Source organism: Sphingomonas sp. Root710 (genome assembly GCF_001429065.1).
Taxonomy (GTDB): Bacteria; Pseudomonadota; Alphaproteobacteria; order Sphingomonadales; family Sphingomonadaceae; genus Rhizorhabdus.
In genome coordinates, this window is record NZ_LMIB01000016.1 from 234,849 (window position 1) to 250,253 (window position 15,405).

Below are 15,405 nucleotides of genomic sequence, written 5' to 3' on the forward strand. Positions count from 1 at the left end.
TTCGCACCAAGCCCGTGGGTGGATCCTGAAACAAGTTCAGGATGACGGAGCTGATAGATGACCCTCTCGCTCCCCTCTTCGCGCGACGAAGCATGGCGCTGGTCCGATCTTTCGGGGCTCCCCGCGCTCGCTGAAGCACCCGCTACAAAGGCCGCGCCGGACGCCGATTCCCACTGGATCGGAGACGGTCCGCGCCTGCTGTTCGTTAACGGCCTGCTCGATCAGGGCCGCAGCCGCCCCGGCCCGGTTACGATCGGCCAAACCGATACCGCCACCGATCACCCGCTCGGCAGGCTCGCTAGCGGCGCGGGCTGGACGCTGGCCATCGCCAAGGACGGCGCGAACCCGGCGGGCGGACCGATCGAGATCGTCCACATCGCGACCGGCGGGGCGAGCCATGTCCCCGCGCGCATCATCCTGGCCGAGGACGCGCAGGCGAGCATCGTCGAGACCTATGCAGGTGACGGCTGGGCGAACCGGCTGACCAGCATCACCCTCGGCCGCTCGGCGCGGCTCATGCGCGCGATCCGGATCGTCCAGGCGAGCGGCTTCACCTCGCTGCGCGACGAGGCCCGGCTCGACGCGGGCGCGAGCCTCGTCACCACCCTGCTCGGCGCGGGCAGCGGCGGCACGCGGATCGACGCCGCGATCACCCTCGACGGCCCCGGCGCCTTCGCCGAACATGGCGGCGCGCTGCTCGCACGCGGCGAGCAGCGTCACGACGCCGCGATTGTCGTCCGCCATGCGCGCGAGGAGGGCACAAGCCGCCAGCTGTGGCGCGCCGTTGCCGACGACAAGGCGACCGCGAGCATGGCCGCGCGGGTCGAAGTCGCGCGCGACGCGCAGAAGACCGACGGCGAACAATCGCTGCGCGGGCTGATGCTCACCCGCACCGCGACGATCAACCTCAAGCCCGAGCTCGAGATCTTCGCCGACGACGTGAAATGCGCGCATGGCGCGACGGTCGGCGAACTCGACGCGCAGGCGCTGTTCTACATGACCTCGCGTGGAATCACCCCCGATCGTGCCAAGGCGCTGCTGACCCAGGCCTTCATCGCCGACGCGATATCGCGGATCGGCGACGAAGCGGCGCGCGGCGCCTTCCAGGCCAATGCCGAAGCCTGGCTGGAGACCACGCTATGAACGCCTGGACCCAGGACTTCCCCGCCATCCCCGAGGGCTGGCACTATCTCGACACCGCCGCGACGTCGCAAAAGCCGCAGGCCGTGATCGATGCGATCGACCGCGCCTATGGGCAGGATTATGCGACCGTCCATCGCGGCGTCTATCGCCGCTCGGCCGACATGACGATCGCCTATGAGGCCGCGCGGCAGCGGGTCGCGCGCTTCATCAATGCGCGCAGCGCCGACGAGATCGTCTTCGTGCGCGGCGCGACCGAGGCGATCAACCTCGTCGCGCAGAGCTGGGGCGTCGCCAACCTCAAGGCGGGCGACCGCATCCTGCTGTCGAAGCTCGAGCATCATTCGAACATCGTCCCTTGGCAGCTGATTCAGGACCGCACTGGGGTAGAGATCGACGTCTGCCCGCTGACCGAAGACGGCAAGATCGATCTCGACGCGATGGCGGCAATGCTGACCGGGCGCCACAAGCTCGTCGCGCTCGCCCATGTCTCGAACGTGCTCGGCTCGCTGCTCGACGCGCAGCGCGCGGCCGAACTGGCCCACGCCGCCGGCGCGAAGATATTGATCGACGGCTGCCAGGCGGTGCCGCGCATCGGCGTCGACGTCCAGGCGATAGGCTGCGATTTCTACGCCTTCTCCGGCCACAAGCTCTATGGGCCCACCGGAATCGGCGTGCTGTGGGCGAAGGGCGATCTGCTCAACGCCATGCCCCCCTGGCAGGGCGGCGGATCGATGATCGACAAGGTCACGTTCCAGAAGACGACCTGGGCGCCCGCGCCGCAGCGGTTCGAGGCGGGCACGCCGAACATCGTCGGCGCACTCGGCCTCCACGCCGCGATCGACTATGTCGACGCGATCGGCCTGCCCGTCATCCACGCGCATGAGACGGCGCTGGTGGCGGCGGCGCGCGACGCGCTGTCGGCGATCAACAGCGTCCGGCTGTTCGGCCCCGCCGACTCCGCCGGAATCGTCAGTTTCGCGATCGAGGGGGTTCATCCCCACGACATCGGCACCATATTGGACGAGGAAGGCGTGGCGATCCGCGCCGGGCATCATTGCGCCCAGCCGCTGATGGAGCATCTCGACATTCCCGCCACGGCGCGCGCGAGCTTCGGCATCTACAGCGACGAAGCCGATGTCGCGGCACTGGCGCGGGGAATAGAGCGGGTGACACGGATTTTCGGATGACAGGCGAAGAGATGAACGAACCGGGGAAGATCGAGGTCGAGGAAGTGTCGGCAGTGCCGTCCGCGCCCCGCGCGCGCGTCGAGGTCGATGAACGCGGCCAGCCGGTCGATCGCGAGGCCGCTGCCGCGCCAGCGGCCGACACCGCCGACGCCGGGCGCAAGCCCGACTATCTCGACGGCTTCCTCGCCCAGAAACCCAATCTCGCGCCCGGCGCAGGCGAGCCGGGCGGCGATCTCTATGAGGGCGTGATCGATGCGCTCAAGGAGATCTACGATCCCGAGATCCCGGTGAACATCTACGAACTCGGGCTGATCTATGGCGTCGACATCACCCAGGACGCGCATGTCGCGGTGACGATGACGCTGACCACCCCGCATTGCCCCGTCGCCGAATCGATGCCGGGCGAGGTCGAACTGCGCGTCGGTGCGGTCCCCGGGGTCGGATCGGCCGAGGTGAACCTGATCTGGGATCCGCCATGGGATCCGGCCAAGATGTCCGACGAGGCCAAGTTGGAATTGGGAATGCTTTGAAATTATTCCGCTCATCCTGAGTAAGGGCTGAGCGAAGGCGAAGACCGCATCGAAGGGCCCTTCGAGATGAGCCTTCGCCAAGCTCAGTCTCTCCTCAGGGTGAGCGGAATTGGAGTGAAAGAATGACCACCACCACCCGCCAGCGCCCCGCCGCGCTGACCCTCACCCCCTCCGCCGAGGCGCGCATCGCGCATCTGATGGAGACCGCCCCGGAGGGCGCGATCGGCGTCAAGCTGTCGACCCCGCGCCGCGGCTGTTCGGGCCTCGCCTATTCGGTCGATTATGTCACCGAGGCCGATCCGTTCGACGAGAAGATCGAGACCCCCGGCGGCACCTTCTATGTCGACGGCGGATCGATCCTCTATCTGATCGGGTCGGTGATGGACTGGGTCGAGGATGATTTCTCGGCGGGCTTCGTGTTCCAGAATCCCAACGCCAAGGGCGCCTGCGGCTGCGGCGAGAGCTTCACGGTCTGATTATCCCCCTCCCTGCCAAGGGAGCGGTTAGGGGTGGGTCAGTCCGCACTCGGTGGCAGACCGGTTTGCCATTCAATTCGGCGTAACCCACCCCCTGCCCCTCCCTTGGCAGGGAGGGGGGATTAGCGTTGCGCCCATCCCCTCCAAGCCCTATTCGCCCCGCCATGCTTGCCCCACTCGATCATATCGATGCCTGGATCTTCGATCTGGACAACACGCTCTATCCCGCGTCGACGGACCTGTTCGGGCTGATCGATCAGCGGATGGGACTTTATGTCCAGCGGCTGCTGGGCGTGGGTCCCGAAGAGGCCCGCACCATCCAGAAGCAGCTGTTCCGCGAGCATGGCACCACCCTGTCGGGGCTGATGCGCCACCACGACATCGACCCGCACGAATTCCTGGCTTTCGTCCACGATATCGAGATGGACGCGATCGACGAGGACCGGCGGCTGGTCGAGGCGGTGGCGAAACTGCCCGGCCGCAAGCTGATCTTCACCAATGGCGACGTGCCCTATGCCAACCGCGTCCTCGAACGGCTCGGCCTGTCGAAGAGCTTCGAGGCGATCCACGACATCCACGCCTGCGCCTATCAGCCCAAGCCGCACGCCGCGAGCTATGAGTCGATGGTCGCGGCGTTCGGCATCGATCCCGCAACCTCGCTGTTCGTCGAGGACATGGCGCGCAACCTGAGGCCCGCCAAGGCGATCGGCATCACCACCGTCTGGGTGAACAACGGCTCCGAGCTCGGCAATTACGATGCCGACATGAGCTTCATCGATTATGAGATCCACGATGTCGGCCAATGGCTGCATGAAATTACGGGGGACATGGAATGAGCACCGACCTTCAGACGATCATCGAGAAGGCCTGGGAAGATCGCGACGGCATCGGCTTTTCGACCAGGGGCGAGGTCCGCGACGCGGTCGAGACCGCGCTGCTCGCGCTCGATTCGGGTGAGCGCCGCGTGGCCGAAAAGGGTCCCGACGGCTGGGTCGTCAACCAGTGGCTCAAGAAAGCGGTCCTCCTCTCCTTCCGACTCAACGACATGGAACTGATTCCCGGCGCGGCCGGCGGCGCGAGCTGGTGGGACAAGGTGCCGTCGAAATTCGCCGGCTGGGGCGAGAAGGAGTTCCGTTCGGCGGGCTTTCGTGCGGTGCCCGGATCGATCGTCCGCCGCGGCGCGCACATCGCCAAGGGCGCGGTGCTGATGCCCAGCTTCGTCAATCTCGGCGCCTTCGTCGACGAGGGCACGATGGTCGATACCTGGACCACGGTCGGCAGCTGCGCGCAGATCGGCAAGAACGTCCATCTCTCGGGCGGCGTCGGCATCGGCGGCGTGCTCGAGCCGCTGCAGGCCGGCCCGGTAGTGATCGAGGACAATTGCTTCATCGGCGCACGCTCCGAAGTCGCCGAGGGCGTGATCGTCGAGGAGGGCGCGGTCCTCTCGATGGGCGTCTATCTCGGCGCGTCGACCAAGATCGTCGACCGTGCGACCGGCGAGGTCTTCATCGGCCGGGTGCCAAGCTACGCCGTCGTCGTCCCGGGCACGCTGCCCGGCAAGGATGGCGGCCCCGGCCTCTACTGCGCGGTGATCGTCAAGCGCGTCGACGCGCAGACCCGCTCGAAGACCGGGATCAACGAACTCCTCAGGGACTGACGCATGGCGTCATCCCGGCCTACGCCGGGATGACGTGAAGCGGCAGAAGGGCTACTATCCTCCCTCCCTCCAGACGGGCCTATCGATACGATGGATTTCGGACAGCTCGTCATGGACATCGGCCCTTGGGCGATCGCGCTCGGCGCGGGGTTCGAGGGGGAAACCGCAGCGATCGCGGGCGGGGTTATGGCGCATCGCGACATCTTCCCGCTCGCCGCCGCCTGGCTGGCCTGCGCCTTCGGGGCGTTCGTCGCCGATGAGCTGTTCTTCCAGATCGGCCGCCGCTTCCGCGACCGGCCCTTCGTCGCCCATGCGCGGCAGAAGCCCGCCTTTGCCCGCGCGGTGGCGTTCATCGAGCGCTATCCCAACGCCTATATCCTGCTGTTCCGCTTCCTCTACGGGCTGCGCACCGTCAGCCCGATCGCGATGGGGCTGACCGGCATTTCGCTCAAGCGCTTCGCCACGCTCAACGCGGTCGCCTGCCTGCTCTGGTCGGCGCTCTACACCGCGATCGGCTATTGGTTCGGGCCGACCGTCGACCGGATCATCGTCGCGCTGACCCCCTACAATACCGAGTTGATGATCGCCTTCCCGATTCCGGGGACCTGCTTCCTGCTCTGGCTGCTTTGGCGTCGGCGGCAGAAGCGGAAAGCCGAGCGCCTGAATCCGCCATTCCACGCGCCGGAGATCGCGGAAGGATAGACCTATCCCGCTGTGTCGAAGATCGGCGCGAACGCCCCGAAGATCGCCAGCGGACCGTTCCACACCGGCGGGTTTTCCATCATCCGCGCATCCTGCATCAATGCCCCCCACGCCGCGTCGCGCGTCGCCTTGTCGGGCCACTCGATCCAGCCGAATACCACCGTCTCGCCTTCTTTCGCCTGCACCGCGCGCTTGAAGTCGGTCAGCTTCCCATCGGGAATGGCATCGTTCCAACCGTCGACCAGCCGCGACGCACCCTTTTCGCGGAACAGCGCCGCCATGTAGCGGGCATGTTCGACAAAGGCCTCACGCTTGTCGGCGGTCACGCTCGCCACCATCCCGTCGACATAGCCGAAGGTGCCGCCATCCCCGCTATCATAAACGGTGTCGAAGCCGGCATAGATCATCCGGTCGCCCTCGAACGGCAGCGGCCCGTCCGGCACCATCCGTTCGTCGTTCATCATCTTGTCGTGCGCGCCCTCGCAGGTCGCCTTGTCGGGCCACAATATCCACGAGAAGACGATCGCCTCGCCCTCCTTCGCCTGCACCGCGCGGCGGAAGTCGGTGAGCTTGCCATCGGGGATGTCGTCTTCCCAGCATTCGACGATCCGGATCGCGCCACCGCCAAGGAATACCGGGGCGGCCTTGGCGGCCAGATCGCGGTACGCCTGCTTGTTGCCGTGCTTCACCGGGATAACGAACCCCTGGACACAGGCCATCGAGTCTCTCCTGCTGTTTCGCCCAGCCTAACCGGCCAAGCGGGAAGAGTCACATGGCGGCGCGACGGACCGTCGGGGCTGGCAAGCTCAGTCGAAGCGGAAGGCCGAGATCATCGATCCCATCACCATCTCGCCATAGACCGCGCTTCCGGCGCCGTCCGATGCGCCCGCCGCCACCATCAAGGGCAGCAGATGCTCCTCGCGAGGGTGAGCGAAGCGGGCGGCAGGGGCGTTCACCCAGCCTGCGAGCTCAGCCGCTCGCCTGCTTGGGTCGCCCCCGATCACATCGCGCAGCCAGTCGTCGAACGCGACCGACGGTTCGGCCGCGCCGGAGGTACGATAGGCGCGCATATTGTGGAAGCTCATCCCCGCGCCGAGGATCAGCACGCCCTCGTCGCGCAGCGGCCGCAGCGCGCGCCCGACCCGCCAGGCGAGGCCGGGATCGAGCTGGCGGTCGAGCGACATTTCGACCACCGGGACATCGGCATCCGGGAAGGCGACCTTGAGCGGCACGAAAACGCCATGATCAAGCCCACGCTCGGCATCGAGCCCCGCTTCGATCCCGGCATCGCGCAACAGCGCGGCGGCGCGATCGGCCAGCGCGGGATCGCCGGGGGCCGGATAGGTCAGTTCATAGGTGTGCGGCGGAAAGCCGTAATAGTCGAAGACCAGCGGGGGTTTGGACGCGGCGGTGAAGGCAAAACCCTCGGTCTCCCAATGGCCCGAGACGATCAGGATCGCCTTGGGCGCTTCGGGCAAGAGGCTGGGCAGCCCGCGCAGGAATCGCTCCATGCCGGTCCACGTCCCCGCCGGGTCCTCCATGAAGAAGCAGGGACCGCCGCCATGCGGAATGTAGAAGCTGGGTTGTCTGGTCATGATCGCTAGATCGGCCCGTGCCGCTGCGCTTTCAATCGCGCAAATCGAAACACACTGTTCGGCGGCGCAGCATAGCCTTTCCCCGCCGCCCGGCCTCCGATAAGGACCGACGCCAACATAGGAGAGACCCCCATCATGCTCGACCAGCTCGCCCCCATCGCGGCGGACATCGGCGCGGCGCTCAAGGCGCGCGGACAGAAGATCGCGGTCGCGGACGGCGCGACCGGCGGGCTGATCTCGGCCGGGCTGCTGACCGTTCCGGGCGCGACCGGCTTCTGCGTCGGCGGCGGCGTCGTCTATTCGTTGCAGGGTCGCGACATCCTGCTCGGGCTGAGCCGGGAAGAGCTCAGGGGCGCCGAATCGGTGACCGAATCCTATGCTGCGCTCCAGGCACGCGCGATCCGCGACCGGTTCGGTGCGGAGTGGGGGATCGCCGAAAGCGGCTCGGCGGGCCCCGGCCTGCATCCGCGCGGCGCGCCGACCGGACGAAGCTGGATCGCGATCGCCGGGCCCGGCGTTGACGTCGCGACGATGGTCGAGACCGGCAGCGAGGACCGGATCGCCAATATGCAGGCCTTCGCCCTCGCCGCGCTCACCTTCCTGCGCGACGTGCTGGACGGAAAAGCCGGGGGTTAACCCCCTATAGCGTCGCTGATCAGCTTCTTCGCCGGCGCGCCGTTCCAGTCCATCATGCCATAGACGCGCCACAGCTCCTTGCCCTGCGCGTCGTAGAAGACCGTCGTCGGCAGCGTCTCGGTGCCCAGCTCGGCCATCAGCACATTCTGCTGGTCGGCATATTGGGTCAGCGCCTTGAAGCCCTTCTCCTTGAAGAAGGGCGCGATCACCTTGGCGCCTTCAAGGTCCTGGCTGACGGTGATCAGGCGGAAGCGTTCATCCTCCTGCGCCATCTTCTCCAAGGTCGGCATCTCGGCGACGCACGGCGCGCACCAGGTCGCCCACAGGTTGACCATCAGCGGCTTGCCCCGAAACTGGGTCAAGGTCGCCGGGCCGCCCCCCGGCGCGGTGAACGGAATCGCGGGCATTTGCTTGCCGCGTTGCGAAATATCGACCCGGCCGACCGATTCGGCGGGCACGCCGCCTTGCGGCGCATCCTTGGGTTTACTATCGCAGGCGGCCAGCGCCAGCATGAGGAGACAGGCGATCAACGGCCGCACGGATAACTCCAACAAGATGTGGGGAGGGCGCTTCGCTGAAGGGCCCGCCGCGGTGATGCGTGAAATCAACGCCTCGTTACCCTTCGACAAGCGGCTCTGGCAACAGGACATCGCCGGATCGAAAGCGCATGTCGCGATGCTGGCCACGCAGAAGATCGTCACCGAGGCCGACGCCGCCGCGATCAGAGAGGGGCTCGACACGATCGCCGGGGAATATCGCACGCAGGGCGTGCCGATCGACCTCGCGCTCGAGGATATTCACATGGCGACCGAGGGCCGGCTCGCCGAGCTGATCGGCGCGCCCGCAGGACGGCTGCACACCGCGCGCTCGCGCAACGATCAGGTCGCGACCGACTTCAAGCTGTGGGTGCGCGACGCGATCGACGCGGTCGACGCCGGGCTCGCCGCCTTCCAGGCTGCGCTCGTCACCCGCGCGGGCGAACATGCCGCCAGCGTTATGCCGGGCTTCACCCATCTTCAGGTCGCCCAGCCGGTCACCCTCGGCCATCATCTGATGGCCTATTATGAGATGGTCTCGCGCGACCGCAGCCGCTTCGCCGACGCACGCGCGCGGCTCAACCTGTCGCCGCTCGGATCGGCGGCGCTCGCGGGCACCGGCTTCCCCATCGACCGGGACATGACCGCGCAGGCGCTCGGCTTCGACGGGCCGACCCGCAATTCGCTCGATTCGGTGTCCGATCGCGATTTCGCGCTCGATTATCTGATGGCCGCGACCCAGCTCAGCCTGCACCTGTCGCGCCTCGCCGAAGAGTTTATTATATGGGCGAGCCAGCCATACAATTTCGTCAAACTGCCCGACAGCTATTCGACCGGCTCGTCGATCATGCCGCAAAAACGCAACCCCGACGCCGCCGAGCTGGTGCGCGGCCATGCCGGGCGGATCGCCGGCTGCATGACCGCGCTGGTGATGACGATGAAGGGCCTGCCGCTCGCCTATTCGAAGGACATGCAGGACGACAAGCCGCCGGTGTTCGAAGCGCATGACCTGCTCGCTTTGTCGATCGCAGCGATGACCGGGATGGTCGAGAGCTGCGATTTCGTCGCGCCCCGGCTGCGCCAGGCCGCCGAAGCGGGCTTCTCGACCGCGACCGACCTTGCCGACTGGCTGGTCCGCGTCGCCGACATCCCGTTCCGCGAGGCGCACCACATCACCGGCACCGCGGTGAAGCTGGCCGAGCGCGAGGGGCTGGCGCTCGACAAGCTGCCGATCGACGCGCTCAAGGCGATCGACGAACGGATCGACGAGCGGGTCTATGCCGCGTTGTCGGTCGACGCCTCGGTCGCCAGCCGCGCCAGCTTCGGCGGCACCGCACCTGATCAGGTCCGCGCCCGCATCGCCGAGGCGCGGGCGGCCTTGGGATTGGAAGAGTGATGAAGACCCGCACGCTCCTCGCCGCCTGCGCGCTGCTCGCGCTCGCCGCCTGCGGCAAGCGCGACGCGCTGCGCCCGGCGGAGGGGCATAGCCTCCCGCCCAAGCCCGCGACCGCTGCGGCCCAGCCTAATGTCGACACGCTACTGACTCCGCCGATCGAAACCCGCCCCAATCGCAGCGACGACGTGCTGCGCCGGTCCGAAGAACGCCCGGACGACCGTTTCAACCTGCCGCCGCCGGGCTGAGGCACCTTCCCTCGCTTCGTCGTCATGCGGACACTGGGTGCGTCGTCCATCAACCCAGACTTCGTCACCCCGGACTTGATCCGGGGTCCCGCTTCTTCCCTCCGCCGCAGCCAAGAAAAGCGGGATCCCGGATCAAGCCCGGGATGACGGCCGATATATGCCGCCGGGTTGAGTGTTTCGGCCCGATAGTCCATGGGCAATCCCCGGAACGGTTGGGGGAAACGACCGCCAGGGCGCCGGTGGGGGCCGAGCCCGCGATTTCGGGGAAGACATGGATCATTTCGAGCTCAAGGACGGCGTCCTCCACGCCGAGGATGTGGCCCTGCCCGCGATCGCCGAGGCGGTGGGCACCCCGGTCTATGTCTATTCGACCGCCACGATCGAGCGGCATGTCGCGGTATTCAAGGTCGCGCTGGCCGATGTCGAATCGGGACCTGAAGGCCCGCTGATCGCCTTCGCGGTGAAGGCCAACCCCAATCGCGGCGTGCTGGCGACGCTGGCCAAGGCCGGGCTCGGCGCCGATGTCGTCTCGGGCGGCGAGTTGCTGCGCGCGCGCGCAGCGGGCATCCCCGCCGACCGGATCGTATTCTCGGGTGTCGGCAAGACCGCCGAGGAAATGCGTCTCGCGCTGTCCGAAGGCATCTTCCAGTTCAACATCGAATCCGAGCCCGAAGCCGAGATGCTGTCGGAGGTCGCAGTGGCGATGGGGCTGCGCGCGCCGGTCGCCTTCCGGATCAACCCCAATGTCGTCGCCGGCACCCATGCCAAGATCTCGACCGGCGGGTCGGAGGACAAATTCGGCGTCGCCTATGATCGCGCGCTCGCGGCCTATGCGCGCGCTGCCGACCTGCCCGGCCTCGATGTCCGGGGCGTCGCGGTCCACATCGGCAGCCAGCTGACCGACCTCGGCCCGTCGCGCGCGGCGTTCGGGAAGATCGGCGCGCTGATCGCCGATCTGCGCGCCGCCGGGCACGACATCGTCACCGCCGATCTCGGCGGCGGCCTCGGCGTGCCCTATGATCCCGCCAAGCCCATCCCGCCGCTTCCCGCCGATTATGGCGCGATGGTGCGCGAGGTGACGCAGGGCTGGAACGTGCGGCTGCTGTTCGAGCCGGGCCGGGTGATCGTCGGCAATGCCGGGGTGCTGCTCAGCCGGGTGATCCGGGTCAAGCAGGGCGTGACCGATCCCTTCGTCATCGTCGATGCGGCGATGAACGATCTGATGCGCCCCAGCCTGTACGACGCCTGGCACGACATCCGTAGCGTTTCGCCGGACGGTGCCGTAATGACGGCCAATATCGTCGGCCCCATCTGTGAAAGCGGCGATACATTCGCCAAGAAGAGGGTCATGGATGCTGTCGGCCCCGGCGATCTCGTCACCTTCATGACGGCGGGCGCCTATGGGGCGACGATGGCAAACACCTATAATTCGCGCGCGCTGACGCCCGAAGTGCTGGTGAGCGGGGACCAGTGGGCGGTCGTGCGGGAAAGGCAGCCGATCGAGGCGCTGATCGCGGCGGACAAGCTGCCGCCGTGGATATAGACCGGAATACCCATCGGGGGCGGCAAAATCGCTAGAAGGATGTTTTCTGCATGAAGCCTGTCCGCAAGGCCATCTTTCCCGTCGCCGGTTTCGGCACCCGGTTCCTTCCCGCCACCAAGGCCGTCCCCAAGGAGATGCTGCCCGTCGTCGACCGGCCGCTGATCCAATATGCCGTCGACGAGGCGCGCGCCGCCGGGATCGAGCAGATGATCTTCGTCACCGGCCGCAACAAATATGCAATCGAGGATTATTTCGATAGCGCGTTCGAGATCGAGAGCGATCTGTCCGCCAAGAACAAGACGAGTTTCCTCGACATCCTCGACAAGACCCGGCTTGCCCCCGGCAAGGCCGCCTTCGTCCGCCAGCAGCAGATGCTGGGCCTCGGCCATGCCGTCGCCTGCGCGCGCGATCTGGTCGGCGACGAGCCCTTCGCGGTGCTGCTGCCCGACGAACTGCTGTGGAATCCGGCGTCGCCCTGCCTCAAGCAGATGGCGGAGACCTATGATGCCAAGGGCGGCAATGTTGTCGCGGTGCTCGAAGTGCCCGAGGACCAGACCCACAAATATGGCATCGTCGATCCCGGCGCATCGGAGGGAGCGGTGACCGAGATCCGGCGCATGGTCGAGAAGCCCGCCGCCGGCAGTGCGCCGTCACGGCTCGCCATCGTCGGCCGCTATATCCTCCAGCCCGAGATCTTCGACCTGCTCGACAAGGGCGAGCGCGGCGCGGGCGGCGAAATCCAGCTGACCGACGCGATGGCCAAGCTGGTCGGCGTCCAGCCTTTCCACGCGCAGACCTTCGACGGCGAGCGGCATGACTGCGGCGACAATGCCGGCTTCATCCAGGCCAATATCGCACTCGCGCTCGAACGGCCCGAAATCGCCGGTTCAATTCGGGCATTCATCAAGACCCTGAAATAGGCCGGGGCCCGTGTTCTAAACGAACTCCTCGGTGGTCACGCTTGACTGGGCCGCGGCGTTGTAACGGCTGCCCGACACGGTGCGCCGGTTGATCAGCGCATCGGCGGCGGCGGCCTGCTCGGCGGTCAGCCTTATCTCCCCGGCCGCAATATTCTCTTCGAGATGGGCGATGTTCGCGGTGCCCGGGATCGTCACCAGATCGGGGTCGCGGTGGAGCAGCCAGGCGAGCGCGAGCTGGGCCGGGGTGCAGCCGATCTCAGCCGCCAGGGCATGATAACCGTCGAGCAACGCGAGGTTCGCCGTCACGTCGGGTTCGATGAAGCGCGGCATGCCGGTACGGATATCGCCCTCGGCATATTGATGGCCCGGGCCGATCGCCCCCGCCAGGAAGCCGCGCGCGACCGGCGAGAAGGCGACGAAGGCTATGCCCAGTTCGCGGCAGGCGTCGAGCACGGCGATCTCGGGGTTGCGGGTCCACAGTGAATATTCGGTCTGCAACGCGGTGATCGGATGGACGGCGTGAGCCCTGCGCAATTGGTCGGCCGAGATTTCCGACAAGCCGATCGTGCCGATCTTGCCCGCCTCCACCGCGCGGGCGAGCGCGCCGACCGACTCCTCGATCGGTACGCGCGGATCGGGCCGGTGGAGATAATAGAGATCGATATGATCGGTCTCGAGCCTTTGCAGGCTGAGGTCGAGCACCTCGGCTATGGCGGCCGGCGATCCGTCGATCACGCGCCCGCCCCCCGCCGCCGCAAAGCCGCATTTCGATGCCAGGACATATTCGGACCGGCGTCCCTTGATCCCGGCCAGAAGCGATTCGTTGCGCCCCGATCCGTAGAGCGCGGCGGTATCGAGGAAGTCATAGCCGATATCGAGCGCGCGGTTGAGCAGCCGCAGGCCCTCCGCAGCATCGACCGGGGGACCATAGGCATGGCTCAGACTCATACAGCCCAGACCAATGGGATTGACCGAAAACGGACCGACCTTGCGCTTGGAAACCACGGCTTTCTCCTTCTATCTGCTCCTGTGCCATGCGAAGGCGCTTGGCAAAAGCCCGGTCAGGGCCGACAAGGTCGGCCGATGCACAGCCTGCCGATCTTCCTCGACCTGAGCGGCCACACGGTCGTCCTGATCGGCGATGGTCCGGCAGCGGCGGCGAAGCGCCGCCTGATCGAGCGCGCGGGCGCCGCCGCCGTCGGCGAGGATGATCCGGGCGCGCGAATCGGCTTCATCGCCGTCGAGGATGAGGCCGAGGCCGAAGCGGCGGCGGCGCGGCTGCGCGCGCGCGGCCTGCTGATCAACGTCGCCGATCGCCCCGCCCTGTGCGACTTCACCCTGCCCGCGATCGTCGACCGCGACCCGGTGCTGATCGCGATCGGCACCGGCGGGCGTTCGGCGGGACTGGCCAAGGCGCTCCGTCAGCGGCTGGAGGTGCTGCTGCCGGGCGGGCTGGGGGCGCTCGCCAATGGCTTGTTCGCCGCACGCGATACGCTGCGCGCCCGCTTCGCCGATGCCGATGGCCGCCGCCGCGCGATCGACGCGGGGCTGGCCGAGGGCGGACCGCTCGATCCGCTGCGCGAGGGTAGCGCGGCCGCACTTCCGGCGTGGCTGGACGCGGCAGAAGCGGACGCGCCCGACCGGCTCGTCCCGATCCGCCTGCGCTCGCCCGACCCCGACGACCTCACCCTCGCCGAGGCGCGGCTGCTCGGCCAGGCGGACCGCGTCTTCCATCGCCCCGGCGTGCCCGCCGGCATTCTGGTCCGCGCGCGCGCCGATGCCGAGCGCATCGCCTGCACGGCTCCGCCTGCGGTGCCGGGCCCCGGCCTCTCGATCGATCTGGAGTGATCATGACACCGAGCTGGACCATCGGTGACAAACCCGAATCGCCCTTCCGCTGGATTCACATCGATGGCCGCGACGTCGAGGCGATGCACTGGCTCGACGGTGACGCACACGGCCTGCCCGAAACCGCGCGCTTCAACCTGACGACTGCGGAGACGCGGCCACGCTGCCAGCCGCTCGGCGACGGGGTGATCATCAACCTGCGCGGGCCCCGCAAGGACCAGAATGAGGATGGCGACGCGCTGGTGTCGATCCGCATCTGGGCCGAGCGCGGCCGGCTGGTTTCGGTGTCCTACCGCCGCATGGCAGGGCTCGGCGCACTGCGCCAGCGGATGGAGAAAGGCGAGTTCCTCGACCCCGGCGACCTGATCGCGGCGCTGTCGATGCAGATCGCCCAGCATCTCGATCCCGTCGTCGCCGATCTCGGCGACCAGGTCGACGATTGCGAACTCGCGCTCTCGGGCGACAATTATGCGCTGCGCCGTGAGATCGCCAAGGCGCGCTCGACGGCTATCAGCTATCGCCGCTTCGTCGTCCCGCAGCGCCAGGCACTCGAGGCAATGGCCCAGCTTCAATATGACTGGATCGAGGACGAGGACCGCATCCATCTCCGCGAAGCCGCCGACCGCTTCGCGCGCATGGCCGAGGAGCTCGAGGCGGTCCGCGAGCGGTCCGCGCTGCTCCACGAACAGATCACCGACCTGCGCGCCGAAAAGATCGACGGCCGTTCGCTGATCGTCGCGGTGGTCGCGCTGATCTTCCTGCCGCTGACTTTCGTCACCGGGCTTTTCGGAATGAATGTCGACGGCATCCCCTATCAGCACCACCCGCTATCCTTCTGGGCGGTGACCGGCTTCAGCGTCCTCGTCGGACTGCTGGTGGCGGGCTATTTCGTCGTGACCAACTGGTTCCGGAATTAGAGCAGATCGACATTCGGTTCAGGCCGAGCCGAAAATGATGGTTTTCTGCGACCCGGCGCCCAGCGTACTCAAAT

The 15,405-nt window shown here is 67.2% G+C and carries 18 protein-coding genes and 1 pseudogene; 14 read left to right on the forward strand and 5 right to left on the reverse strand.

Features of this window, described 5'->3' with window-relative positions:
• Positions 1–57: 57 nt before the first annotated feature.
• The 7 genes from ASE00_RS18390 (at position 58) to ASE00_RS18420 (ending at position 5,695) form a co-directional block, all read left to right on the forward strand.
• Complete coding sequence (locus ASE00_RS18390) at positions 58–1,143, forward strand: SufB/SufD family protein (protein ID WP_056383042.1); 1,086 nt, start codon at positions 58–60, stop codon at positions 1,141–1,143.
• Entirely contained in the window at positions 1,140–2,330 is a 1,191-nt protein-coding gene (locus ASE00_RS18395) for a cysteine desulfurase (protein ID WP_056383044.1), read from the forward strand. The genes ASE00_RS18390 and ASE00_RS18395 overlap by 4 nt, the downstream gene beginning before the upstream one ends.
• A gap of 11 nt (positions 2,331–2,341) precedes the next feature.
• Positions 2,342–2,860, forward strand: coding sequence for an SUF system Fe-S cluster assembly protein (locus ASE00_RS18400; protein WP_056383374.1), 519 nt, complete (start codon positions 2,342–2,344; stop codon positions 2,858–2,860).
• Positions 2,861–2,982: 122 nt separating this feature from the next.
• Entirely contained in the window at positions 2,983–3,336 is a 354-nt protein-coding gene (locus ASE00_RS18405; RefSeq protein WP_056383047.1) for a HesB/IscA family protein, read from the forward strand.
• 164 nt (positions 3,337–3,500) lie between these two features.
• Positions 3,501–4,172 carry a pyrimidine 5'-nucleotidase gene (locus tag ASE00_RS18410; RefSeq protein ID WP_056383049.1) on the forward strand — a complete coding sequence of 224 codons (672 nt, stop codon included), beginning with the start codon at positions 3,501–3,503 and terminating at the stop codon, positions 4,170–4,172.
• Complete coding sequence (gene dapD / locus ASE00_RS18415; RefSeq protein ID WP_056383051.1) at positions 4,169–4,993, forward strand: 2,3,4,5-tetrahydropyridine-2,6-dicarboxylate N-succinyltransferase; 825 nt, start codon at positions 4,169–4,171, stop codon at positions 4,991–4,993. Before ASE00_RS18410 ends, dapD begins: the two co-directional genes overlap by 4 nt.
• A gap of 90 nt (positions 4,994–5,083) precedes the next feature.
• Positions 5,084–5,695, forward strand: a complete 612-nt coding sequence (locus tag ASE00_RS18420; protein WP_056383053.1) for a DedA family protein — start codon at positions 5,084–5,086, stop codon at positions 5,693–5,695.
• Positions 5,696–5,697: 2 nt separating this feature from the next.
• Here ASE00_RS18420 and ASE00_RS24510 read toward each other — a convergent pair whose 3' ends face one another.
• The 3 genes and pseudogenes from ASE00_RS24510 to ASE00_RS18430 form a co-directional block, all read right to left on the reverse strand.
• Positions 5,698–6,033, reverse strand: a complete 336-nt coding sequence (locus tag ASE00_RS24510) for a DUF1428 domain-containing protein (protein ID WP_235538755.1) — start codon at positions 6,031–6,033, stop codon at positions 5,698–5,700.
• Between the two features lie 33 nt (positions 6,034–6,066).
• Positions 6,067–6,414 (reverse strand): annotated as a pseudogene (locus ASE00_RS24515) (DUF1428 domain-containing protein); the annotation flags it as partial.
• An 87-nt stretch (positions 6,415–6,501) separates the two neighbouring features.
• Positions 6,502–7,290: a DODA-type extradiol aromatic ring-opening family dioxygenase gene (locus tag ASE00_RS18430; protein WP_056383055.1), complete on the reverse strand. Its 789-nt coding sequence runs from the start codon at positions 7,288–7,290 to the stop codon at positions 6,502–6,504.
• Positions 7,291–7,425: 135 nt separating this feature from the next.
• On the opposite strand from ASE00_RS18430, the gene ASE00_RS18435 reads away from it, so the two are divergent.
• On the forward strand, positions 7,426–7,926 hold the full coding sequence (locus ASE00_RS18435; protein WP_056383057.1) for a CinA family protein: 501 nt from the start codon (positions 7,426–7,428) through the stop codon (positions 7,924–7,926).
• Here ASE00_RS18435 and ASE00_RS18440 read toward each other — a convergent pair.
• Entirely contained in the window at positions 7,923–8,465 is a 543-nt protein-coding gene (locus ASE00_RS18440) for a TlpA family protein disulfide reductase (RefSeq protein ID WP_235538736.1), read from the reverse strand. The two genes, ASE00_RS18435 and ASE00_RS18440, sit on opposite strands and share 4 nt — an antisense overlap.
• A gap of 16 nt (positions 8,466–8,481) precedes the next feature.
• Between ASE00_RS18440 and argH the strand changes: the two genes are divergently transcribed.
• The 4 genes from argH (at position 8,482) to galU (ending at position 12,566) form a co-directional block, all read left to right on the forward strand.
• Complete coding sequence (argH, locus tag ASE00_RS18445) at positions 8,482–9,858, forward strand: argininosuccinate lyase (RefSeq protein ID WP_056383377.1); 1,377 nt, start codon at positions 8,482–8,484, stop codon at positions 9,856–9,858.
• Positions 9,858–10,103 carry a hypothetical protein gene (locus ASE00_RS18450; RefSeq protein ID WP_056383059.1) on the forward strand — a complete coding sequence of 82 codons (246 nt, stop codon included), beginning with the start codon at positions 9,858–9,860 and terminating at the stop codon, positions 10,101–10,103. Before argH ends, ASE00_RS18450 begins: the two co-directional genes overlap by 1 nt.
• A gap of 271 nt (positions 10,104–10,374) precedes the next feature.
• Entirely contained in the window at positions 10,375–11,646 is a 1,272-nt protein-coding gene (gene lysA / locus ASE00_RS18455; RefSeq protein WP_056383060.1) for a diaminopimelate decarboxylase, read from the forward strand.
• A 50-nt stretch (positions 11,647–11,696) separates the two neighbouring features.
• Complete coding sequence (gene galU / locus ASE00_RS18460; protein WP_056383062.1) at positions 11,697–12,566, forward strand: UTP--glucose-1-phosphate uridylyltransferase GalU; 870 nt, start codon at positions 11,697–11,699, stop codon at positions 12,564–12,566.
• 15 nt (positions 12,567–12,581) lie between these two features.
• Here the strand turns inward: galU and ASE00_RS18465 are convergent, their stop codons facing one another.
• Positions 12,582–13,571, reverse strand: a complete 990-nt coding sequence (locus ASE00_RS18465) for an aldo/keto reductase (protein ID WP_082594840.1) — start codon at positions 13,569–13,571, stop codon at positions 12,582–12,584.
• 78 nt (positions 13,572–13,649) lie between these two features.
• On the opposite strand from ASE00_RS18465, the gene ASE00_RS18470 reads away from it, so the two are divergent.
• Both ASE00_RS18470 and ASE00_RS18475 read left to right on the forward strand, forming a co-directional pair.
• On the forward strand, positions 13,650–14,414 hold the full coding sequence (locus tag ASE00_RS18470; RefSeq protein ID WP_056383066.1) for a bifunctional precorrin-2 dehydrogenase/sirohydrochlorin ferrochelatase: 765 nt from the start codon (positions 13,650–13,652) through the stop codon (positions 14,412–14,414).
• Between the two features lie 2 nt (positions 14,415–14,416).
• Complete coding sequence (locus ASE00_RS18475; RefSeq protein WP_056383068.1) at positions 14,417–15,331, forward strand: zinc transporter ZntB; 915 nt, start codon at positions 14,417–14,419, stop codon at positions 15,329–15,331.
• Positions 15,332–15,405 lie beyond the last annotated feature (74 nt).